The 21318-nt window shown below is 74.7% G+C and carries 18 protein-coding genes; 4 read left to right on the top strand and 14 right to left on the bottom strand.

Features of this window, described 5'->3' with window-relative positions:
- Positions 1 to 2: 2 nt before the first annotated feature.
- The 5 genes from ACFYMM_RS32240 to ACFYMM_RS32260 form a co-directional block, all read right to left on the bottom strand.
- A complete protein-coding gene (locus tag ACFYMM_RS32240) occupies positions 3 to 2993 on the bottom strand; it encodes an AAA family ATPase (protein ID WP_388393001.1) in 2991 nt (996 codons plus the stop codon).
- Positions 2990 to 4153, bottom strand: a complete 1164-nt coding sequence (locus ACFYMM_RS32245) for an exonuclease SbcCD subunit D (RefSeq protein WP_388393003.1) — start codon at positions 4151 to 4153, stop codon at positions 2990 to 2992. The genes ACFYMM_RS32240 and ACFYMM_RS32245 overlap by 4 nt, the downstream gene beginning before the upstream one ends.
- Positions 4154 to 4259: 106 nt before the next feature.
- Positions 4260 to 4886 carry a YigZ family protein gene (locus ACFYMM_RS32250; protein WP_388393005.1) on the bottom strand — a complete coding sequence of 209 codons (627 nt, stop codon included), beginning with the start codon at positions 4884 to 4886 and terminating at the stop codon, positions 4260 to 4262.
- A 38-nt stretch (positions 4887 to 4924) separates the two neighbouring features.
- Positions 4925 to 5467, bottom strand: a complete 543-nt coding sequence (locus ACFYMM_RS32255; protein ID WP_388393007.1) for a SixA phosphatase family protein — start codon at positions 5465 to 5467, stop codon at positions 4925 to 4927.
- 30 nt (positions 5468 to 5497) lie between these two features.
- Positions 5498 to 6325, bottom strand: coding sequence for a hypothetical protein (locus ACFYMM_RS32260; protein ID WP_388393009.1), 828 nt, complete (start codon positions 6323 to 6325; stop codon positions 5498 to 5500).
- Between the two features lie 205 nt (positions 6326 to 6530).
- On the opposite strand from ACFYMM_RS32260, the gene ACFYMM_RS32265 reads away from it, so the two are divergent.
- Together ACFYMM_RS32265 and ACFYMM_RS32270 are read left to right on the top strand one after the other, a co-directional pair.
- Positions 6531 to 6941, top strand: a complete 411-nt coding sequence (locus ACFYMM_RS32265) for a CoA-binding protein (protein ID WP_388393011.1) — start codon at positions 6531 to 6533, stop codon at positions 6939 to 6941.
- Between the two features lie 203 nt (positions 6942 to 7144).
- Positions 7145 to 8779 carry an APC family permease gene (locus ACFYMM_RS32270; RefSeq protein WP_388393014.1) on the top strand — a complete coding sequence of 545 codons (1635 nt, stop codon included), beginning with the start codon at positions 7145 to 7147 and terminating at the stop codon, positions 8777 to 8779.
- A 93-nt stretch (positions 8780 to 8872) separates the two neighbouring features.
- Here ACFYMM_RS32270 and ACFYMM_RS32275 read toward each other — a convergent pair whose 3' ends face one another.
- Positions 8873 to 9226 (bottom strand): ArsR/SmtB family transcription factor, encoded by a 354-nt coding sequence (locus tag ACFYMM_RS32275; RefSeq protein WP_388393016.1) that lies wholly within the window; start codon positions 9224 to 9226, stop codon positions 8873 to 8875.
- Positions 9227 to 9287: 61 nt separating this feature from the next.
- Here ACFYMM_RS32275 and ACFYMM_RS32280 point away from each other — a divergent pair, with 61 nt between their 5' ends.
- Positions 9288 to 10382, top strand: coding sequence for a cation diffusion facilitator family transporter (locus tag ACFYMM_RS32280; protein ID WP_388393019.1), 1095 nt, complete (start codon positions 9288 to 9290; stop codon positions 10380 to 10382).
- Positions 10383 to 10416: 34 nt separating this feature from the next.
- On the opposite strand, the gene ACFYMM_RS32285 is transcribed toward ACFYMM_RS32280, so the two are convergent.
- Positions 10417 to 10989 carry a helix-turn-helix domain-containing protein gene (locus tag ACFYMM_RS32285; RefSeq protein WP_388393021.1) on the bottom strand — a complete coding sequence of 191 codons (573 nt, stop codon included), beginning with the start codon at positions 10987 to 10989 and terminating at the stop codon, positions 10417 to 10419.
- 106 nt (positions 10990 to 11095) lie between these two features.
- Positions 11096 to 11860 (bottom strand): acyltransferase, encoded by a 765-nt coding sequence (locus ACFYMM_RS32290; protein WP_388393024.1) that lies wholly within the window; start codon positions 11858 to 11860, stop codon positions 11096 to 11098.
- A 116-nt stretch (positions 11861 to 11976) separates the two neighbouring features.
- Here ACFYMM_RS32290 and ACFYMM_RS32295 point away from each other — a divergent pair, with 116 nt between their 5' ends.
- Positions 11977 to 12510, top strand: coding sequence for a gamma carbonic anhydrase family protein (locus ACFYMM_RS32295; protein ID WP_388393027.1), 534 nt, complete (start codon positions 11977 to 11979; stop codon positions 12508 to 12510).
- Between the two features lie 4 nt (positions 12511 to 12514).
- Here ACFYMM_RS32295 and ACFYMM_RS32300 read toward each other — a convergent pair whose 3' ends face one another.
- From ACFYMM_RS32300 to ACFYMM_RS32325, 6 genes are all read right to left on the bottom strand, one after another.
- Complete coding sequence (locus ACFYMM_RS32300) at positions 12515 to 13165, bottom strand: DedA family protein (protein ID WP_388393029.1); 651 nt, start codon at positions 13163 to 13165, stop codon at positions 12515 to 12517.
- 103 nt (positions 13166 to 13268) lie between these two features.
- Positions 13269 to 14372, bottom strand: coding sequence for a class I SAM-dependent methyltransferase (locus ACFYMM_RS32305; RefSeq protein WP_388393032.1), 1104 nt, complete (start codon positions 14370 to 14372; stop codon positions 13269 to 13271).
- Positions 14369 to 15553, bottom strand: a complete 1185-nt coding sequence (locus tag ACFYMM_RS32310; protein WP_388393033.1) for a glycosyltransferase — start codon at positions 15551 to 15553, stop codon at positions 14369 to 14371. Before ACFYMM_RS32310 ends, ACFYMM_RS32305 begins: the two co-directional genes overlap by 4 nt.
- Positions 15550 to 16371: an alpha/beta fold hydrolase gene (locus ACFYMM_RS32315; RefSeq protein ID WP_388393036.1), complete on the bottom strand. Its 822-nt coding sequence runs from the start codon at positions 16369 to 16371 to the stop codon at positions 15550 to 15552. The genes ACFYMM_RS32310 and ACFYMM_RS32315 overlap by 4 nt, the downstream gene beginning before the upstream one ends.
- 3 nt (positions 16372 to 16374) lie before the next feature.
- Positions 16375 to 16629 (bottom strand): acyl carrier protein, encoded by a 255-nt coding sequence (locus ACFYMM_RS32320; protein WP_388393170.1) that lies wholly within the window; start codon positions 16627 to 16629, stop codon positions 16375 to 16377.
- Between the two features lie 107 nt (positions 16630 to 16736).
- Positions 16737 to 21317, bottom strand: a complete 4581-nt coding sequence (locus ACFYMM_RS32325; protein WP_388393038.1) for a beta-ketoacyl synthase N-terminal-like domain-containing protein — start codon at positions 21315 to 21317, stop codon at positions 16737 to 16739.
- Between the last annotated feature and the right edge of the window lies 1 nt (position 21318).

The raw sequence follows: 21318 nt of genomic DNA on the forward strand, positions 1-21318 counted from the left end.
CGTCACACGCCGCGCTGCCGCAGCACCGACCCCGACCTGTCCTTCAGGACCTCCAGCTGGGCGTGGACGCGGCGCCGCAGGTCGCCGACATGGCTGACGATGCCGACGCTGCGGTCGCGTTCGCGCAGCGAGTCGAGGACGTCGAGGACCTCGTCGAGGGTCTGGTCGTCGAGGCTGCCGAAGCCCTCGTCGATGAAGAGGGTGTCCAGCCGGACCCCGCCGGCCTCGTCGGTGACGACGTCGGCGAGGCCGAGGGCGAGCGCGAGGGAGGCGAAGAAGGTCTCGCCGCCGGAGAGCGTCGCGGTGTCCCGCTCGCGGCCGGTCCAGGCGTCGACGACGTGCAGCCCGAGCCCGCTGCGGCCGCGCCCGGCGCGGTCGTCGGAGTGGACGAGGGTGTAGCGGCCCGAGGACATGCGCCGCAGCCGTACGGTCGCGGCGGCGGCCACCTGCTCCAGCCGGGCCGCGAGCACATACGACTCCAGGCGCATCCTGCGTTCGTTGTCGGCGGAGGTGCCCGCGGTGAGGGCGGCGAGACGGGCCACCCGGTCGTACTCCTCGCGCAGTGGCGCCAGCCGTCGTACGCCGTCGGTGGCACGGGCGGAGAGCAGGTCGAGCTGGCTGGTGCAACGGGCTGCCGCGTCGCGCGCGGAGGCGGCCTCGCGCACCCGGCGGGCCGCCTCGGCCGCGGCCCGCTCCGCCGCCGGGAGGTCGGCGGGCGGCTGCTGGGCGGCCCTCGCCGCGTCGGCCTCCGCGAGCAGGGCGCGGACGGCGGACTCCTCCGAGTGCCAGGCGTCCAGGCGCCGTTGGAGTTCACGGTGGGCGGTGGCGTCGAGGAGGGCGGCGGCCGCGGCCTGCGGGGTGTCGAACCCGGCGCGGTAGGCGGCGTCGGCGAGGCGGGCGTCGGCGTCCTTGAGCCGCTGGGCGGCGTCCTCGGCGGTCCGCGCGGTGTCGGCGGCGTCGGTGAGCAGCGCCACCCGCCGCTCCAGTTCGGCGGCCCGCGCGGCCACGCTGCCGGCGCTCCCGCGCGCCTTGGCCAACTCGCCTTCCAGGGACGCCCTTTCGCCCTCCAGGGACTCGCGCCGGGTGAGCCGGGAGGCGGCCCGGACGGCGGCCTGCTGGCGGTCGTCCAGGCGCCGCTCGCGCTCCTGCTCGGCGCGCCTCAGCTCCTCGTGGGCGCCGTGCAGGGCGGAGGCGTCGCGGTGGGCCCGCGTGTACTCCCGCTCCAGTTCGTCGGCCTCTGCGGCCAGTCGGCCGGTCGGCGTGTCGCCCGCCTCGGCGGTGGCGGCGGCCAGCGCCTCCCGTACGACGCCGAGGCGCCGTGCGTCCTCGGCGCGCCGCTCCTCGGCGCGCTGGTGGGCGGCGAGGGCGTGTTCCTCGGCCTCGCGGTCGACGTGCCCGGCGTCCCTGCGGGCGGGCGCGGGGTGCTCGGTGGCCCCGCAGACCGCGCAGGGTTCGCCGTCGGTGAGGTGCGCGGCCAGTTCGGCGGCGATGCCGTTCAGGCGCTGTTCCTTGAGGTCGAGCCAGTGGGCGCGGGCCTCAAGGGCGCGGGTCTCGGAGGCGAGGGCGATCCGCCGGGCCTCGTCGGTGTCCGCGGCCAGCCGGTCACGCGTCCGGGCCGCGTCGAGCCGCCGCACGGCGGGCTCGCGCCGCACGGCGAGCTGTTCGGCGCGGGTGGCGGCCTCCTGGGCGGAGTCGATGCGGGCCTGGAGTCCCGCGCGCAGGGTGTCCCAGCCGTCGAGCCAGGCCTCGGCCTCCCGCAGCACCTCCTCGTCGGCGCGCTCCTGCCGGTCGAGCGTCGTCCGCTCCTCGACCAGGCCGGCGAGCCGGCGCTCGGCGCGGCGGGCCGACTCCAGGGCGCCCAGTTCCTCGGCGCCGCGCCGGGCGGCCGCCGCGAGCCCGGCCGGACCGGCGTCGGCGAGGGACGCGGGGAGCAGGGCACGCGCGCGTGCCTCGGCCCCGGCGGCCCGGCGGTGCCTGCTCTCCTCGGTGTCCCGCTGCTCCAGCGCCGGCGCCACCGCCTCCGCCTTGCGGGCCCGCTCCATCCGCGCCTGCGCCTCACGGTGGGCGCCGGCCCGCTCCTCCAGGGCGGCGGCCCGCTGCCTCGCCTGCGCGAACCTGCCCTGCAGCCGGGCGAGTTCGCGCACGTCGGCCAGGGTGCGCTCGGCCGCTGCCTGGGCGGACTCGGCCGCGGTGAGGCGGCAGTCGGCGACGGTGAGCCGTTCCCGGGCGGTGCCGCGGGCCACGGCCGCGGCGACCAGGACGGCCTCGGCGAGGCCGGGGTCGCCCGGGGTCAGCTCCGGCAGCTCCATGGCGTCGCCCGCCTCCTGCTGCATGCGGTGCGCGTCGGCCAGCAGCGCGGCGTCGCCCTCGCGCACCCGGTTCTCGGTCGCCCGGCGGCGTTCGGCGAGGCGCTTCTCCACGTCGGCGAAGCGCTGGGTGTCGAAGAGGCGGCCCAGGAGTCTGCCGCGTGCCTCGGCGTCGGCGCGCAGGAAGCGGGCGAAGTCGCCCTGGGGCAGCAGGACGACCTGGCAGAACTGCTCGCGGCTCATGCCGAGCAGTTGGCTGATCTCCTCGCCGATCTCCTGGTGGGAGCGGCTGAGGTCCTTCCAGGCGCCGGCCGGGGCGTCGTACTCGCGCAGCCAGGTCTGGGCCTTGTCCAGTGTCGTACCGGACCCGCGCTTCTTGGGGCGTTCCCAGGGCGGTTGCCGGGTGACCTCCAACCGGCGCCCGGCGACGGTGAGTTCGAGGCGGACCTCGGTGCGGGTGGCCGGGTCGGCGTGGTCGCTGCGCAGGGAGAGGCCCTGGCCGCTCTGGCGGGCGCCGGGGACCGAGCCGTAGAGCGCGTAGCAGACGGCGTCCAGGACGGAGGTCTTTCCGGCGCCGGTCGGTCCGTGCAGCAGGAAGAGGCCGGCGGCGGAGAGGGCGTCGAAGTCGACGCTCTGGGCGTCGCCGAAGGGGCCGAAGGCGGTGAGGTCGAGCCGGTGCAGCCTCACCGGGCCGCCTCCTTGACGGTGTCGGCCGCGCGCACGGTGTCGAAGGCGTCCCGCAGGACGGCCGTCTCCCGCTCGTCGGGGCCCGCGCCGCGCACATGGGCGACGAAGTCCTGGGCGATCTGCTGGTCGCTGCGGCCCGCGAGACGCGTGGCGTACGACACCTCGGGGTCGTCCGGGGAGCGCTCGGGGGCGAAGACGAGGCTGAGGGTGTGCGGGAAGCGGTCGGTGAGGCGGGCCATGGGGTCGGCCGGGCGGACCGGGTCGGTGAGCGTGGCCTCGACCCAGGCGTCCTGATGGCGGGCGAGTGCCGGGTCGGCGAGGAGGTCGTCCAGGGTGCCCCGGATGCGGGCGAGCGGGCGCGGCACCGGGCAGTCGAGGCGCTCGGCGGTGACCGAGCCGTCCCGGTCCAGGTCGACCAGCCACATGCTCTTGCGGTGGCCGGCCTCGGAGAAGGAGTACGCCAGTGGCGAGCCCGAGTAGCGGACGCGCGCGGTGATGGTCTGGCAGCCGTGCAGATGTCCGAGTGCCGCGTAGTCCACCCCGTCGAAGACGCCGGCCGGTACGGAGGCGACGCCTCCGACGGTGATGTCGCGTTCGCTGTCGCTGGCCTCGCCCCCGGTGACGAAGGCGTGCGCGAGGACGACGGAGCGGGTGCCGGGCGGGCGGGCGGCGAGGTCGGCGCGGACCCGGTCCATGGCGGCGGCCAGCACGGTCTCGTGTCCGGCCTTCTCCACCGCGAACTCGTCCTTCACCAGGGCCGGTTCGAGGTACGGCAGGCCGTAGAAGGCGACGTCGCCGAAGGCGTCGGTCAGGACGACCGGGGTGCCGCAGGCGGCCGGCTCGGTGCGCAGGTGGATGCCCGCGCGGTCGATGAGGCCGGCGCCGACGCCGAGGCGGCGGGCGGAGTCGTGGTTGCCGGAGATCATCACCGTGGGCACGCCCAGCTCCGCCAGGCGGTGGAGGGCGTCGTCGAAGAGCTCGACGGCGGCGAGCGGGGGCACCGCGCGGTCGTACACGTCTCCCGACACGACCACCGCGTCCACGGCGTGCTCACGCACGGTCGCGACGAGGTGACCGACGAACTCGGCCTGGGCACCGAGCATGTTCACCCGGTGGAACGCCCGGCCGAGATGCCAGTCGGAGGTGTGCAGGAGTCTCATGATCCTCGAGACTAACCGCCGGGTCCGACAGCACGGGCGGTTACTCCCGTATCGCCCGCCATGGGGCGCTGCCCTATGGGGTGTTATGTCCGCTTAGCCCCGAACCTCATGCATCTCCGTAGGCCTCGCCGCCCAGTTCCAGGGCCGCCGTGCCCGCCGTGGCGTCGGCGAGCCAGGCACGGAAGGCCTCCACGTCGGCGTCCGGGAGGCCGATCTCCAGGGTCACGGCCTCGCCGTAGCGGACGTCCCGCACCTCGCGCCCGGTGCCGCGCAGGTCGTTCCGGAGCCGGCCGGCGCGCTCGTGGCCGACGGTGACGGTGGCCAGTCTGAAGCGGCGCCGGGTCAGGGTGCCGAGCGCGTCCAGGGCCTCGCCGACGGCTCCCCCGTAGGCACGGATGAGACCGCCGGCGCCGAGCTTGACGCCGCCGTAGTAGCGGGTGACGACGGCGACGACGTAGCGCATGTCGCGGCGCAGCAGCATCTGCAGCATCGGTACGCCCGCGGTGCCGCCGGGTTCGCCGTCGTCGCTCGCCTTCTGGACGGCGGCGTCGGCGCCGATGACGTACGCCCAGCAGCTGTGGCTGGCGTCGGCGTGCTCCTTGCGGACGGCGGCGAGGAAGTCCTGGGCCTCCCGCTCGGTGGCCGCCGGGGCGAGGGCGCACAGGAAGCGGGAGCGGTTGACCTCGGTCTCGTGCACGCCCGCGCGGGCGACGGTGCGGTACTCGTCCTGCATCGGACCAGCCTATGCGGGGCGGCCGGAGGGGACGGCGACTACCCCTTGCGCCCGCGCGGCACGACGACCGAGGTGAGCAGGGCCGTGCCCGGGCCGAGGGCCGGCCAGCCGGTGCCGCGCCAGTCCAGGACGGCGATCGCGGCGGTCGGGAACTTGTCGCGCACCCGGTCGAGCGTGTCGTCCAGTCCGTCGCCGGCCAGCTCCAGGACCAGTTCCTCCAGCCCCGGGTTGTGCCCGACCAGCAGCAGAGTGGCCGCCTCGGACGGCGCCTCGCGCACCACCTCCAGCAGGTCCCGGGCGTCCGCCGCGTACAGCCGCCGGTCGTAGCGCATCGGGGGTGGCGTGCCCCATTCGGCGGAGGCCAGCTCCCAGGTCTCGCGGGCGCGTACGGCGGTGGAGCACAGGGCCAGATCGGGCAGCCAGTCCCCCTCGGCGAGCGCCCGCCCGGCGGCCGGGGCGTCGCGGCGCCCGCGCGGCGCGAGCGGCCGCTGGTGATCGGCGACACCCTCCGGCCAGGCGGACTTGGCGTGCCGGAGGACGACGAGCCGCCGCAGCGGTCCCGCTCCGACGCGGTCGTTCATACGAGGCCTTCTCTCATATGAGGCCTTCTCTCATGTGAGGCTCCCGATGTCACGGGTGAGGTCGAGGGCGAGGAGACGGTCGGCGTAGGCGTACGTCTCGAACCGGGCGCCGTCCGACAGGTCGGGGGCGGTCGCCACCGAGCGCAGGGCGGCGAGTACGCCGGGTGCGTCGAGGTCGTCCTCGCAGGCGGCCCGCAGCCGTGCCCGGACCGGTTCGGGGACCGGCCGCGACGGCTGCCGCGCCCACCCGGCGACGTCCCGCCGCCACCCGTCCAGCCGGCGTCCCGCCTCACCGAGTACCCCGGTGTCCAGCCGCACCGGGGTACCGCGAGGCACGGAGAGCAGCGCCAGCCTCAGCGCGGCCGGATCGGAGAGCGCGAGGAGGACACCGTGTTCCGCCACCGCGCCACCGGCCCCGGGGCCCGGCTCCCCCGGCTCCCCGCTCCGACCGGCCGTCCGGGCCGCCCCGGCCCGCGGATGGTCCGGCGCCCACTCCACCGGAGCCACTCCCACCGCCACGCCGTCCCCGGCCACGTCCAGGGACGCGCCCTCCGCCATCACATGGACGACCTGCGCCTCGCCCAGGCCGGAGGCCAGGTCGCGGGCGTCCTCGAAGGGGCGGACGGCGAGGGAGGTGGCGGCCGTGCGGAGTTCGGCCTGGTGGCGGGGGGCGCCGAGGATCGTCCAGACGGGCGTGCCGCCGAGTTCCAGGGCACGGACCAGGAGGTCGGCGGTGAGCAGCACGCGCAGGGCGGTCAGGTCGAGGCCGTGGGCGTGGGCCTCGACGCGGGTCAGGCCCCGGCGGGCGGGGGCGGCGTCGACGGGCTGGCCGGTTCGGGCGTCGAGGATGCGCAGCACGGGGCGAGCGTAGGCGGACGGACAGTCCCGCGCAGGCATCTCGCGCCGATTCCGGACACCGTGGCGGGACGGGCCGCCGGGCGCGGAGAGCGGCCGGGACGGGGAATCAGGTCCCGGCGGGCGCTGTTGCCCCCGACGACAGTTCTCCCGAAGGCTCCCCCGGCCGCACCGCCGGGCGGTGCCGCAGAGCCCATGGAGGCCCGCCGTGTACGGCGACGAAGCGACGATCCGCAGGATTCTCACCGAGCTGGGCGACACCTGGGCCGTGGTCGGCCTGTCCGCGAACCAGCGGCGGGCGGCTTACGGGGTGGCCGGGGTGCTGCAGAGGTTCGGCAAGCGGATCGTCCCCGTGCACCCGAAGGCGGAGACGGTGCACGGCGAGCGGGGGTACGCCCGTCTCGCGGACATCCCCTTCGACGTGGACGTCGTCGACGTCTTCGTCAACAGCGAGCTGGCCGGCGCGGTCGCCGACGAGGCCGTGGCCAAGGGTGCCAGGGCGGTGTGGTTCCAGCTCGGCGTGGTCGACGAGACGGCGTACGGGCGGGCCCGGGCCGCAGGGCTGGAGATGGTCATGGACCGGTGCCCGGCCATCGAAATTCCGGCCCTGCGCCGGTAGCCTGTCTCACATTCTTCTCAGTCAGGGCAACTGAATACGGACATTCTGTATCCGCTTGTGACCTGTACAAAGACTCAGACCAAGACAGACAAGATCGAGGGTCAAAACTTGGGCAACAGTCTTTTGCGGATGCGGAAAGCCTCCCTAACCTGTGGCCTCCTTGCCCGTTAATTCTGCGTTCATGATCTGAGAGGCCACTTGACATGGCGAAAGTCGATGCCGTGCCGGAAGCCACAAGCGGCCGGGACGGCCTGCGGAGAGACGTCGGGCTGATCGGCCTGATGTGGGCCTCCGTCGGCTCCATCATCGGTTCCGGCTGGCTGTACGGCGCCGAGAAAGCGGTCGGCGTGGCCGGCCCCGCGGCGATCATCTCGTGGGTGATCGGCACGGTCGCGATCGTGCTGCTGGCCCTGGTCCACGCCGAGCTGGGCGGCATGTTCCCGGTCGCCGGCGGCACCGCCCGCTATCCGCACTACGCCTTCGGCGGCCTGGCCGGTCTGTCCTTCGGCTGGTTCTCCTGGCTGCAGGCCGCGACGGTCGCCCCGATCGAGGTCGAGGCGATGATCGGCTACGCCGGTCACTGGCACTGGGCCCAGGGCCTGCAGAACAGCGACCAGACGCTGACCGCCTCCGGCATCGTCACCGCCGTGCTCCTGATGGCCGTCTTCGTCGCGGTCAACTTCTTCGGTGTCCGGGCCCTGGCCCACACCAACAGCGCCGCCACCTGGTGGAAGATCGGTGTCCCGCTGGGCGCCATCTTCATCATCGCCGCAGGCAACTTCCACGGCGGCAACTTCACCTCCGAGGGCTTCGCGCCGTTCGGCGCCAAGGGCGTGCTCAGCGCCATCAGCGGCAGCGGCATCATCTTCGCCCTGCTCGGCTTCGAGCAGGCGATCCAGCTCGCGGGCGAGAGCCGCAACCCCAAGCGCGACCTGCCGCGGGCCACCCTCGGTTCGGTCGCGATCGGCGCGGTCATCTACATCCTGCTGCAGGTCGTGTTCATCGCCGCCCTGCCGCACAGCGCCTTCGCGCACGGCTGGGCGAAGCTCGACTTCCCCGGCATCAGCGGCCCGTGGGCGGGCCTGGCGACCCTGGTCGGCCTGGGCTGGCTGAGCGTGGTGCTCTACATCGACGCCGTGATCTCCCCCGGCGGCACCGGCCTGATCTACACCACCGCCACCTCCCGTGTCTCCTTCGGCCTGGCCAAGAACGGCTACGCGCCGAAGATCTTCGCGGCGACCGACAAGCGCGGCGTGCCGTGGTTCGGTCTGATCATCTCCTTCGTGACCGGCGTGATCTGCTTCCTGCCGTTCCCGAGCTGGCAGACGCTGGTCAACTTCATCACCTCGGCGAGCGTCCTGATGTACGCGGGCGCGCCGCTGGCCTACGGCGTCTTCGCCGACCGGCTGCCGGGTCACGAGCGTCCCTACCGGCTGCCCGCCGGCAAGGTCGTCGCCCCGGTGTCGTTCGTGGTGGCCAACCTGATCATCTACTGGGCCGGCTGGGACACCCTGTGGCGGCTCGGCGTCGCGATCGTCCTGGGCTACGTGCTGCTCGGCAGCTACGCCTGGTGGGCCAACTCCACCAACCAGCCCGACGCCCCCCGCATGGACTTCAAGGCCGCCCAGTGGCTGCCGGTCTACCTGCTGGGCCTCGGGGTCATCTCGTGGCAGGGCGGCTTCGGCGGCTCGGGCAACATCGGCCTGTGGTGGGACATGCTGGTCATCGCCGTCTTCTCGGTCGTCATCTACTACTGGGCGCGGGCGACCGCGTCCAAGACCGAGGACATCGAGCGCAGCATCGAGGAGGTCGTGGTCACCGACGCTCCGGTGCACTGACCCACCGCCGTCACACAGCGACACCCGTGTCCCGTCAGCCCCGGCCATCCGGCCCGGGCCGGCGGGACACCGTCGTGTTCCCCGGCGGAGGCCTCAGCCCTCTGTTTCGGTGAGCCGGTGGTCGGCCACGCTCAGCGCCTCGTCCACCAGACGGCGCAGATGCCCGTGGCGCAGGGAGTAGATCACCCGGCGTCCCTCCTTGCGCGTGTTCACCAGCCCCGCGAGCCGCAGCCGGGCCAGGTGCTGGCTGACGGCGGGCCGGGCCACCCCGACCGCCTCGGTGAGCGTGGTGACGTCGGCCTCCCCCGCCGCCAGGGCGTGCAGCAGGGCGAGGCGGGTGCGGTCGCCGAGCAGGGCGAGGAGTTCGGCGGCCAGCGCGAACTGCTCCTCGCCCGGGCTGTGCGCATGCGCATGATGCGCAGGTGATAGGTGCATGCGTGCGCTCATACGCACATAATGGCGTCATGGGCGTCCCGCGTCCACCACCGCGTACCGGAAGGGGATCCTCGTGAACGACCGGCACCCTCACCAGGAGCACGAACACAGTCACGGGCACCGGCACGCCCCCGAGTCCGGGCACGCGCATTCCCATCAGCACCCCGCTCCGGGCCTGAGCCGCCGCCTCGCCCACCGCCTCGCCCATGCCCTGACCCCCCACTCCCACGAGACCGCGGACAAGCTCGACCCGGCGCTGGAGGCGTCGGCGCGGGGGCTGCGGGCGCTGTGGGTCTCGCTGGCCGTGCTCGGCGTGACGGCGGTCGCGCAGGGCACCGTGGTGGCCGTGTCCGGGTCGGTCGCGCTGCTCGGGGACACCGTGCACAACGCGGCCGACGCGCTGACCGCCGTACCGCTGGGCATCGCCTTCGTACTCGGCCGCCGTGCCGCGACCCGCCGTTTCACCTACGGTTACGGCCGCGCCGAGGACCTCGCGGGCATCGCGATCGTGCTGACCATCGCCGCCTCGGCGGCCTTCACCGCCTGGGCGGCCGTCGAGCGGCTGCTGGACCCGCGCCCGGTCGGGCATCTGCCGGCCGTGGCGGTGGCCGCCCTCGTCGGGTTCGCGGGCAACGAGTGGGTGGCCCGGTACCGGATCCGGGTGGGCCGGGCGATCGGCTCGGCCGCGCTGGTCGCCGACGGGCTGCACGCCCGTACGGACGGCTTCACCTCGCTGGCCGTGCTGGCCGGCGCCGGGGGCGCGGCGCTGGGGTGGCGGCTCGCCGACCCGCTGGTGGGACTGGCGATCACGGCCGCGATCGTGCTGGTGCTGCGGGACGCGGCGCGCGAGGTGTTCCGGCGGGTGCTGGACGCCGTGGACCCGGCGCTGGTGGACCGGGCCGAGCGCGCGGTGCGGTCGGTGCCGGGCGTGCACGGGGTGGGCGAGCTGCGGCTGCGCTGGATCGGCCACCGGCTGCGGGCCGAGGTCGCGGTCGTGGTGGACGGCGAGACGACGGTACGGCGGGCCCACGCGATCGCCGTCGAGGCGGAGCACGCGCTGCTGCACGCCGTACCGAGACTGTCCGCCGCCCTGGTGCACGCCGATCCGGCGCCCGTGCCGGGCGAGGCCGACCCCCATCTGGCGCTGGCCCACCACCGCACGGCGTGAGGGCGCGACACATCGACGTCGACGCGGGGGCCGCTCAGCGGACGGGCGGGACCGAGACGGCCATCACCATCTCCATCGGGACCTCGCCGTCGTTGCCGTAGACGTGCGGGGTGTCGGCCTCGAGGGCGGCGCTGGCGCCGGACGGGACGCGGTGCTCGGTGCCGTCGACGGTGAGGGTCAGCTCGCCGGCCGTGACGTGGACGAGTTCGACCGTGCCGGCCGGGTGCGGGTCGGAGGGGCTGCGCTCGCCGGGCATCAGACGCCAGTCCCACATCTCCAGCGGGCCGGGCGCCTCGGTGCCCGCCAGCAGGCGGTTGTAGCTGCCCGCGTCGGTGTGCCAGAGCCGTACGGCCTGTTCGGCGGGGACCACCCGGACCTTCGGCCCCTGCGCGTAGTCGAGCAGGGTGGTGACGCTGACGCCCAGCGCGTCCCCGATCTTGACGACCGTGCCGATGCTGGGGTTGGTGCGGGCCTGCTCGATCTGGATGAGCATGCCGCGGCTGACGCCGGCCCGGGCGGCGAGCACGTCCAGAGTGAAGCCGCGTACCGCCCGCCAGTGCTTGACGCTGCGCGCCAGGGTCCGGGTCAGCAGGTCGAGGTCCGTCACTCACGCCCCCTGTTCTGGATGAGGGGGTGCACCTCGCGGCACTACGGTCCGGTGCACCCGATCGTGCACCGAACTGTACTGCGCGGCGGACCGGCCGGGCCGTCCCTCAGCCCTCGGCGTCCAGCTGGGCCAGTCGGGCCACGCTCTCCTCGTCCAGGTCCGCCAGGGCCAGCAGCTGCTCCGGCGTGACCCCGTCCGGGATCGGAACGGGGGCGGGGGTCCGCAGCGGGGGCTGCCAGCCGTCGTCGGGCGTCCAGCGTCGTACGACCCTGGCGGGCGCCCCGGCCACCACGGCGTGGTCGGGCACCGCGCCGCGCACCACCGCGCCGGCCGCCACGACGACGTTCCGGCCGATGCGGGCGCCCGGCAGGATGACCGCGCCGGTGCCGATCCAGCAGCCCGGGCCGATCTCCACCGGCTCCATGCGCGGCCACTGCTTGCCGATGGGCTGGTGGGGGTCGTCGTAGGAGTGGTTGGTGGAGGTGACGTAGACGTACGGGCCGAAGTAGCAGTCGCTGCCGATGGTGACCGTCGTGTCGGCGATGACATGGCTGCCCCGGCCGAGGACGACGCCGTCGCCTATCCGCAGGATCGGCTCCGGGCCGAGGTCGAGGTCGGGCATCAGGCCCGCGGTCAGGGTGACCTGTTCGCCGACGATGCAGTGCGCGCCGAGGTGGATCCAGGGCTCGCCGAAGACGGTGCCCAGCGGGAAGGCGAGCCTGGTACCTGTTCCCATGGCGCCGAAGCGCAGCCGGCCCGGGTGCTCGGCGGTGACGGAGCCCGTGCGCTGCAGCCATGCCCAGCCCGCGTGCACGGCGCGCTGGGCGAGACGGCGCCGCCGGGATGAGAACGTGTTCTTGGGCTTGGGCACCCGCTCACCGTACTCAGCGCCGACGGCGCCCCGGCGCGCCGACCGCTGTGATCTTCGCCCCACCAGGTGGCGTACGGTGCGGGTGTCTACGACGGTTCTGCGGCGAGGAGAGGACGATGACGCACAAGGCGTTGATCACGGGTATCGGTGGCCGGGAGCCGCGGATCGACGAGCAGGCGTTCGTGGCGCCCACGGCGTCGGTGATCGGGGACGTGGCGCTCGCGGCCGGGGCGAGCGTCTGGTACGGCGCCGTGCTGCGCGGTGACGTCGAGCGGATCAGCGTCGGGGCCGACGCCAACGTGCAGGACAACGTCACGCTGCACGCCGATCCGGGGTTCCCGGTCAGTGTGGGCGAGCGGGTCTCCATCGGGCACAACGCGGTGGTGCACGGGGCGACGGTCGAGGACGACTGTCTCGTCGGGATGGGGGCGACCGTGCTCAACGGGGCGGTGATCGGCGCCGGTTCGCTGGTCGCGGCGCAGGCGCTGGTGCCGCAGGGGATGGTGGTGCCGCCGGGGTCCCTGGTCGCGGGGGTGCCGGCGAAGGTGAAGCGGGAGCTTTCCCCGGAGGAGCGGCAGGGGGTCACGCTCAACGGCACGCTCTACGCGGAGCTGGCGAAGGCGCACCGTCAGGTGCACGAGGAGGCCTGATCGCCTACTCGGCGGCCGGTACGGGCTCGGGCTCCGTTTCGCTCCGGCCGGCCGCCGCCTTCTTCGCCTTGCGCTTCAGCACGAGCAGGGAGGCCAGACCGATCAGGAGCGCCACCACCAGGCCCAGCCAGGAGAACTTCTTCAGCCAGCCCTCGGCGACGATGCCCACGTAGTAGATGACCGCGGTCGTGCCGCCCGCCCAGCAGATGCCGCCGAGGACGTTGGCGATCAGGAACTTCCAGTACGGCATGCGCAGCACGCCCGCGAGCGGGCCGGCGAAGATGCGCAGCAGGGCGACGAAACGGCCGAAGAAGACCGCCCACATGCCCCACTTCTCGAAGGACCGCTCGGCGGTGGCGACATGGCCCTCGCCGAAGTGCCGGGGGAACTTCCGGCCCAGCCAGGCCAGCAGGGGGCGGCCGCCCTTGCGGCCGATCGCGTAGCCGATGGAGTCGCCGATGACGGCTCCGGCGGTCGCGCACACACCGAGGACCACGGGGTCGATGCCGGAGTGCTGGGCGGACAGCAGCGCCGCCGAGACCAGGATGATCTCGCCGGGCAGCGGGATGCCCAGGCTCTCCAGACCGATGACCAGGGCCACCACGCCGTAGACGGCCACCGCGGGCACCGTGTCGAGCCACCCCTGCACGTGCACCGCGGGTTCCTCCCTGTCGCGTCCTGGCTGTCCGTCCGGACGTTCCCGAAGGCGCGCCCACCGGAAGGCTACCCGGTCGGCGGTAAGGGCCGGGTTTCACCGGTCAGTCCCGGCGGGCCACCAGACGGTAGGCGTTGGCCAGCCGGAGGCGGTGGGCGAGCGGGCGGATCGCGAAGCGGTCCAGGAGGGTGGCCAGGGCCAGGGGCGGGACGGCCGTGAGGACCAGGGCGGTGCGCAGGGCCCGGCGCAGCGGCCCGGGGCGCCGGGGCAGCCAGGGGGCGTCCTCGCGGGGCGCCGTGTGGTCCACGGCCAGCCAGACGGCGGCCAGGAGATCGACCGGGTCGTGCGGTTCGGCGTGCTGTTCCGCGACCACCGTGAACCCCAGCTCCGTGAGCCGCCGCCGCAGGTTGGCGACCGGCACGAAGTGCAGGTGCTGCGGCTGCAGCCAGGGCAGCCACCAGCGGCCCAGCAGCCGGGCGTACCGGCTCTGCGGGTCCGGCACCTCGATGAGGAGGTGGCCGCCCGGGCGGAGCGCCTCGTGGGCGGCGCGGAGTTCCCGGCCGGGGTCGGTGCTGTGCTCCAGGTAGTGGAACATGCTCACCACGTCGTAGCGGGCGGCCAGGTCGGGCGCCAGGTCCGGGAAGGCGCCCCGGTGGGCGTGGTCGACACGGCCCTCCCGGGCGGCCAGTTCGACGCCGTCGGTGAAGTCCAGCCCGTCGAAGGAGGTGCCCGGCAGCACCTCGCGGGCCGCCTCGCAGAAGTGTCCGTGGCCGGTGCCGACGTCCAGCCAGTTCTTCGGGGTGGGGTCGTGCGGCAGCATGGACCGCGCGCGCCCCCGGTACATCGCGGTGCGGCCGCCGAAGGTCCCGCTCATCTTCTTCTCGCCGAGGCCGTCGTAGAAGTCCCGGTAGTAGAACTCCAGGCCCGTCTCGTTCAGCCGCGGGTTCTGGAAGGTGTGCCCGCAGTCCCGGCAGTGGTCGAGCGTGAAACGCCCCGGCTTGTGCTGGAGCAGGTCGGTGGTGCGCAGCCGGGTGGTCAGCCGGTCCGAGGCGCACCAGGGGCAGGTGGTGCGCCGGGGTTCGAAGAAGCGCTCCACGCCGTCGGCCAGATCCGCCTGGTAGGCGGGGCGCAGGGCGGCGATCCGCGCGGTGCGGTCGGGGCCGTCGGTGTCCTCTGTGCGGTCGGTGTCCTCGGTGCGGTCGCTCATCGGCTCTCCTGCGCTGCGAGTCGTTCCAGATGGTCCGCCGCCGCCCGGGCGCCGCCCGCCGCCCGGAACTCCGCCCGGAGGCGGCCGGCGGCGGCGCGGTGGCCGGGTTCGTGCAGGACGGTGTCGAGCGCCGCCCCGAGACCGGCGGCGGTGACGCGGCCGAACCTGACCCTGAGGCCGGCGCCCGCGTCGACGACCTGCCCGGCCACCACGGGCTGGTCGTCGCGGATCGGGGCGACGACGAGCGGGACGCCGTGCCAGAGCGCCTCGCACACGGTGTTGTGCCCGGCGTGGCAGACCACGGCCTCGGCCCGCGCCAGCAGCGGGAGCTGGGGCACGGACGGCAGGATCAGTACGTCCTTGTCGTCGGTGCCGGACGCGAGCGTGCCGGACGGGTCGACCAGGACCGCCTGCACCCGGTCGGCGCGTTCGCGCAGCGCGGCCAGGCACGCGGCCAGGAAGCGTCCGCCGGCGTCGGCGTTGGCCGTGCCCAGGGTCACCAGGACCTTCGCCCGGCCGGGATCCAGCCACTCCCAGGGGAAGCCGGGGCCCGCCGGGCGGTCGGCGATCGAGGGGCCGACGTAGCGGAACCGCTCCCCCGCCGGCGCCCGGGGGCCCACGAGTCCGGGTGTGGTGAAGGCCAGGACGAGGTGCGGGGAGAACCGTGGGTCGGCGGCGCCCGCCGGGTCCCCGATCCTGCCGCGCAGCGCGGTCAGCCGCTCCAGCAGCCACTCGGCGACCTTGGGCAGACCGTCGTAGGCGCCGGCGAACTCGGCCGAGGTGGTGGCGGAGGTCGCCCAGGGCAGGCCCAGCCGCTCGGCCACCAGCGCGCCCGCGAAGGCCTGCTGGTCACTGACGACCACGTCCGGGCGGAACACGCCCGCGGCCGCGCGGACGCCCGGCGCCATCGCGTCGGCCAGGGGCAGCAGGAACCCCTCCCACAGGAACTTCAGCGCCTCCGCGCCGCGCAGCCCCGGCGGCCGGGCGGCGCCCTCCGCACCGGGCACCGGACCCGCGCAGGCGAACACCTGCGCCCCCTCGCCCGCCAGCCGGCGCACCAGCGCGGGATCGGCACACGCCCAGGCCACCCGGTGCCCGAGCGCACCGAGCCGGGCCGCGACCCCGACGGCCGGGTTGATGTGCCCCACCAGCGGCGGCACGACGAACAGGAACCCGCTCACCGGGCCCCGGCTCCCGCCACCGGCGCCCCCTCGACGGACCGGATCAGCTCCAGGACGTGCCCGCCGACCGTGGCCGCCGCCTCCACCAGGACGGAGTGCTCGTGCCCCGGCAGCACCACCGACCGGAAGTCGGCCAGCAGCGCCTCCTTCACCGGTACCAGCTCCGCCAGGTCCGAGTCACCGCCGTACACCCCGAGGACCGGGCAGCGTACGGCCCTGACCTGGTCCTCCGTCAGCACCCGGCTGGCCGGGATGTCCCGGCCGAGGGTGGTCTCGCGGGCGAGCCGGGCCGCGCCCCTGGCCAGGCGGGCCGTGTTGCGGCCGCGGTGGGCGGTGATCCAGGCGATCGCCTCGGACTCGTTGTGGGCGAGCTGGGTCACCACCCGGTGCAGGATGCCGCCGAGCTTGTGCGCCCAGGCGGCGGTCGCGGGCTCGGACTCGATCAGGGTGAGGCTCGCCGCACGCTCCGGGTGGCGGGCCGCGTGTCCGAAGGCGATGGTGCCGCCGTAGGAGTTGCCGACGAGGTGCACGGGCCCGGTGAGGTCCAGCCGGTCGAGCAGCGCGTCGAGGTCGTCGATGTTGTGGTCGAGGGTGTAGCCGTCCGGCGGGCGCTCGCTGCGGCCGTGTCCGCGCAGGTCGTACATGACCACGTCGAGGCCGGCCGCCGCGAACCGGGGGGCCACGGTGAAGTAGTAGCTGGCCAGGCTGTCGGTGAGCAGCCCGTGCACCAGGACCACGGTGGCGACCGGGGTACGGCCGTCGGCGGGGCCCATTCTCTGGACGTGCAACCGGATGTCCCCGGTGTCCACCATCGCCATCGCTCAGCCCGCCTCCGCCGCCTTCAGGCTGGCCACGACGAACTCGACCAGCCGGCCGACGGTCAGCTCGATGATCTCGTCGAACTCCATGCCGGCCAGGAACTCGGCGAAGTTGACCCGCCGCCCGTAGCGCTCCTCCAACCGGCCCGCCAGCGTGACGAGGTCGATGCTCTCCAGTTCGAGGTCGCGGTTGAAGGTGGTGGTCATGCCGATCTCGACGTCGTCGTCGCCGTACTCCTCCAGGAGGGCCAGCAGCATGGCCCTGAGGTCGGCGAGCACCTCCTCCTCACCGGCCGCGGTGACCGGCTCCGTCGTCGGCTCCGTCGTCGGCTCGGTGGTCGGCTCCGTGTTCGGCTCCGTGGGATTCATCGCTGGTGCTCCTCCTGGTCGTCTCCGGCTTCGGTGACCGGGCCCGTCGTCCAGGCCACGACGTAGTCGCGGTCCGGCAGCGCGGGGGGGTTGCGGACGGGTTCGCAGTGCACGGTGTACGCCCGCTCCAGGCGGCCCGAGACCAGCAGCCGGCGCCCGTCCGGCGCCGCCTCCAGCACGGTGAAGTCGCGGGGGCGCCCGCCGAACCCGGTGCCCTCCGCCTTGGCGACCGCCTCCTTGGCGGACCAGAACCGGGTGAACCACAGCGCCCGGGGGTCACCGCCGTCCGCGCACAGGGCGCTCAGGAGCGCGAGTTCGTCCGGGCCGAGGGCGGCGGTGAGGGTCCCGGGGTCGCGTGCGGTGACCTCCTCGATGTCGATGCCGGGGCCGGGACCGGGCGCGTGCGGCCGTACGATCGCCACGGCCGCCTCGGCGCGGTGGGCCAGCGAGACGTCCAGCGGGGGCAGTGCGCGGCCGTGCACTCCGGTGACGTACGGGCGGCCCAGGTCGTCGTTGTGGACCTGGAGTTCGGCGGGGAAGACGGGTCCCTCGCCGTGCCGCCACAGCCACTGCCGTACGGCGTCCTTGGCCGCGATCCGGCCGAGCAGCCACTGTCTGCGGCCCCGGGGCGCGTGGGCGGCGTACCGCGCCCGCTCCTCGCCGCCGAGCGAGTTGCGCATGATCAGCTCGCGGGAGGCCAGGTCCGGCCATCGCTCGAACAGCAGTACGCGGTCGCCCGGCCGGGTCTGCGAGAGGGTGTTGCGCTCGGGGAAGCGCTCGACCGGCCGGGTCTGCGGGTCGTTGTCGAACCGGCGGTCCTGCCAGCCGGTGAGGACCGCCCACACCCGGCCGCCGACCGCCAGTTCGACGTCGGCCTCCAGGAGCGTGTCGGTGAGCGAGGTGATCCGCACCAGGCACTCGACCTCGGTGCCCGGGGCCGGGTGCGGTCCGTGGAACCGCATCTGCCGCATCTGCACGGGGAAGACGACGGTGCGCTCGGTGCGGGTCGCCATGATCCAGTAGCCGAGGACCTGGCCGACGTTGTCCAGCAGGGCGCCGGGTGCCGCCGGGGTGGTGATCACCCCGCGTACGTGCCGGTCGCCGATCGCGGTCAGCTCGGTGACGCCCTGGAACGCCGGGCCGTGGAACATCCAGCGCTCGGCGTAGAGCTGGGCGGCGGTGTGGTCCGGGGTGCGTTCGGGGGCGTCCGGGCGGAGGCGGGAGGGGGGCGGTTCGGGGTGGTGGGCGGCGAGTTCGACCTCCGCGCGGGCGGTGGGACCGAAGGTGACGGCGAGGCGGTTCGGGTCGTGCGGGGTGCGGGTGACGGTGACCGGCACGTCGACGGGGGGTGTGGCGGTGAGCCAGCGGTCGAAACGGGCCGCGTGCACGGCTACCGCACGCAGGCCGGGGGCCGCCGCCTCGGCCGCGTCCATCATGTGCCGGACGATCGTGGTGGCGGGGACCACCGGCCAACGGTCGCTGATGTCCGGCCAGTCGGGCCGTTGCGGGAAGAAGCAGTGGTCGAGGAGGTGGGGCATCGTGTGGGGGGAGACGTGCAGGGTGGTGTGCCAGGGGGCCGGGGGGTGGGCCGGCGGGGCGGAGGTGAGCTGCGGGGGCTCCGCCCGGGGAGGCCGCCGGGCGCCCGCCGAGGCCGTGGCCGCCGCGGTCATCAGTTCGGCGGCGGTGTCCGCGGTGTCGCGCAGCAGGGCGCTCAGCTCGGCGGCCGCGGGAAGGCGTCCGGCGAGGGCGTCCAGCGGTGCCGGGCCGACGGTGGTCCCTGGTGAGGGGGGCGCCGGGGCCAACTCGGCGCGCAGTTCCTTCAGCACCTGGTCGTCGAGGGAGACCAGCGCGCCGCCGAGGTCCAGCCGCAGGGGCCGGCGGGCGGCCGGGCCCCGAGGTCCGGGCACCCCGGGTGCCACCCGCGCCCCGGCCGCCCACAGGGCCGTCGCCACGCGGCGGAGCTGGGCCATTCCGCTGCGGCGGGGCGAGTTGGCGGCGACGGCCAGGTGGTCGCGGTGGCCGAGGGTGTCGTCGATGAGGGAGCCGAGCTGTCCGGGCCCCGCCTGGACGAAGACGCGGTGGCCGGCGGCGTACAGGGCCTCGGTCAACTGCCGGAAGCGGACGGGTTCCAGCAGGTGCCGTACGAACAGTTCGCGCACCGCCGCCTCGTCCGCCGGGAAGGGCGCCGCCGTCGTCCCCGACCACACCGGGACGGTCGGCGGGTGCAGCCGGAACGTGTCGGCCGCGTCCTTGATGGGTGCCAGGTACGGTTCGAGCATCGGCGTGTGGAAGCCGGACCGGAACGGCAGCACCTGGCACAGGACGCCCCGCGCGCGGAAGGACCGTACGAACTCCTCGACGGCCGTGTCCGGTCCGCAGACCATCGACTGGTGGGGCGCGTTGTCGTGGGAGAGCACGATCCCGGACCCGGCCCAGCCGTCGGCGAGAGCCGCGAGGACCCGCTCGGCGGACGCCCCGACGGCGCCGAAGGCGAGGCCCGGGACGGACACCGAGTCCGGGTCGAAACCGGCCATGAACGCGTCGACCTGCGCTCCCGAGTAGAGCCCGGCCACCGCCATGGCCGTCCACTCGCCGACGCTGTGCCCGGCGACGGCACCCGGTACGACCCCCATGCGGCGCAGTGCCGTGTCGAGGAGCCGCCCCGCCCCGACGACGGAGAAGCCGTGCCGGCCGACGTCACCGACCCGTACGTCCGCGCCGGCGCCGGTGACGGGGGCCAGGCCGAAGTGGTCGGCGATGTCGTCGACGCGCGGGGTGAACTCGCCCTCCAGACCGGGGAAGACGAAGACCGGCCCCGCGCTGCCGCCACCGAGCAGTGGTGTGGGCCGGAACCACAGGTCGCTACGGCCCTGCCAGGCGTGCCCGGTGCCGACCGCGCGGCGGGCCAGGGCGAGCCGTTTCGCGGTCGGGGCGACCACCCCGAGCCGGACCGGACCGGCGTCGGGGTGCGCGTGCCCGGCGTCCAGGCCCGCGGCGAGAACGGCCGAGTCGTCGGCGTCCAGGAGCGCGGCGAGCCGGCCCGGGGTGTCGGCGGCGAGCAGCAGCACCCGCTCGGGCTCGGCCACCGCGACCGTGGCGGGGGTCGCAGAAGTGGCCGTGGTCCGGGGGCGTGCGGGGGCGGACGGCGCCGGTTCGGTGCCGGGCGCCTGCTCCAGCACCACATGGGCGTTGATCCCGCCGAACCCGAAGGCGTTCACGGCCGCCCGCCGCACCGGCTGTCCGGGTCCGGTCTCCCAGGGGACCGCCCGGTCCAGGGTGCGGAACCGGGTGGCCGCGAGCGCGGGGTGCGGGTCGTCGCAGTGCAGGGTGGGCAGGAGGGTTCCGTGGTGGACGGCCAGGGCGGCCTTGACCAGGCCCGCCACCCCGGCGGCCGGCATGGTGTGGCCGATCATGGACTTCACCGAACCGAGAACGGCCCGTTCACCGCCGTCGGGGACGGTCCCGAACACCTCGGACAGGGTGGTGAGTTCCGCCGCGTCCCCGGCCGGGGTGGCGGTGCCGTGCGCCTCCAGCAGGCCGACCGAGTGCGGGGCGGCGGGGTCGAGCCCGGCGGTCCGCCAGGCCTGGCGTACGGCGTGGGTCTGGCCGCCGGGATCGGGGTTGACGAGTCCGGCGGTCCGGCCGTCGCTGGCCACCCCGGTGCCCCGGACGACCGCGTAGACGCGGTCGCCGTCGCGTTCGGCGTCCGCCAGCCGCTTCAGTACGACGACCCCGGTGCCCTCGCCGATGAGGATGCCGTCGGCGTCCCGGTGGAAGGGCCGGATGCGCTCGGTCGGGGAGAGCGCGCGCAGCTGGGAGAAGACGCTCCAGAGGGTGATGTCGTGGCAGTGGTGCACTCCCCCGGCCAGCATCACGTCGCAGCGGCCGGAGGTGAGGGCGGTGACCGCCTGGTCGACGGCGACGAGGGAGGAGGCGCAGGCCGCGTCCACGGTGTAGGCGGGGCCGCGCAGGTCGAGCCGGTTGGCGATCCGGGAGGCGGCGAGGTTGGGCACCAGGCCGATCGCGGACTCGGGGCTGTCGGGGCCCAGGCGCTCGGTGAAGGCCGCACGCACCCGCTCCAGCTGCCCGGGGCTGAGATCGGGCAGCAACTCGCCCAGGGTGCGCACGAGCTGCCCGGCGGTCCGGACCCGCTGGTCGAGCCGGACCAGGCCGGGGGTGAGGTAGCCGCCCCGGCCCAGGACGACACCGACCCGGTGCCGATCGGGCAGCCGGTCCGTGCCGCCGGCGTCGGCGAGGGCGGCGGCGGCCACGTCGAGGGCGATCAACTGGTCGGGCTCGGTGCCGGGCACCGAGTTCGGCATGATGCCGTACCGGGTGACCTCCACCTCGGCCAGCGCGTCGACGAATCCGCCGCGCCGGCAGTACACCTGGTCGGCGACGGCGGGCCCGGCGGCGGTGCCCGGCCGGTAGTAGTCGGTGTCCCACCGGCCGCCAGGGACGTCACCGATCGCGTCCACTCCGTCCCTGAGGTTGCGCCAGTAGGCGTCGAGGCCGGGCGCGCCGGGCAGCAGGACCGCCATCCCGGTGATGGCGACCGGAATCTGACGTTCCGTCATG

Origin of the sequence: Streptomyces sp. NPDC006739, assembly GCF_042869815.1 — a bacterium.
Taxonomy (GTDB): Bacteria; Actinomycetota; Actinomycetes; order Streptomycetales; family Streptomycetaceae; genus Streptomyces.

Coding starts and splice junctions, on each gene's coding strand:
- ACFYMM_RS32245 (WP_388393003.1), bottom strand. CDS start 4,153: ATGAGACTCCTGCACACCTCCGACTGGCATCTCGGCCGGGCGTTCCAC.
- ACFYMM_RS32250 (WP_388393005.1), bottom strand. CDS start 4,886: ATGCAGGACGAGTACCGCACCGTCGCCCGCGCGGGCGTGCACGAGACC.
- ACFYMM_RS32255 (WP_388393007.1), bottom strand. CDS start 5,467: ATGAACGACCGCGTCGGAGCGGGACCGCTGCGGCGGCTCGTCGTCCTC.
- ACFYMM_RS32270 (WP_388393014.1), top strand. CDS start 7,145: ATGGCGAAAGTCGATGCCGTGCCGGAAGCCACAAGCGGCCGGGACGGC.
- ACFYMM_RS32275 (WP_388393016.1), bottom strand. CDS start 9,226: ATGAGCGCACGCATGCACCTATCACCTGCGCATCATGCGCATGCGCAC.
- ACFYMM_RS32295 (WP_388393027.1), top strand. CDS start 11,977: ATGACGCACAAGGCGTTGATCACGGGTATCGGTGGCCGGGAGCCGCGG.
- ACFYMM_RS32305 (WP_388393032.1), bottom strand. CDS start 14,372: ATGAGCGACCGCACCGAGGACACCGACCGCACAGAGGACACCGACGGC.
- ACFYMM_RS32315 (WP_388393036.1), bottom strand. CDS start 16,371: ATGGCGATGGTGGACACCGGGGACATCCGGTTGCACGTCCAGAGAATG.
- ACFYMM_RS32320 (WP_388393170.1), bottom strand. CDS start 16,629: ATGCTGCTGGCCCTCCTGGAGGAGTACGGCGACGACGACGTCGAGATC.
- ACFYMM_RS32325 (WP_388393038.1), bottom strand. CDS start 21,317: ATGACGGAACGTCAGATTCCGGTCGCCATCACCGGGATGGCGGTCCTG.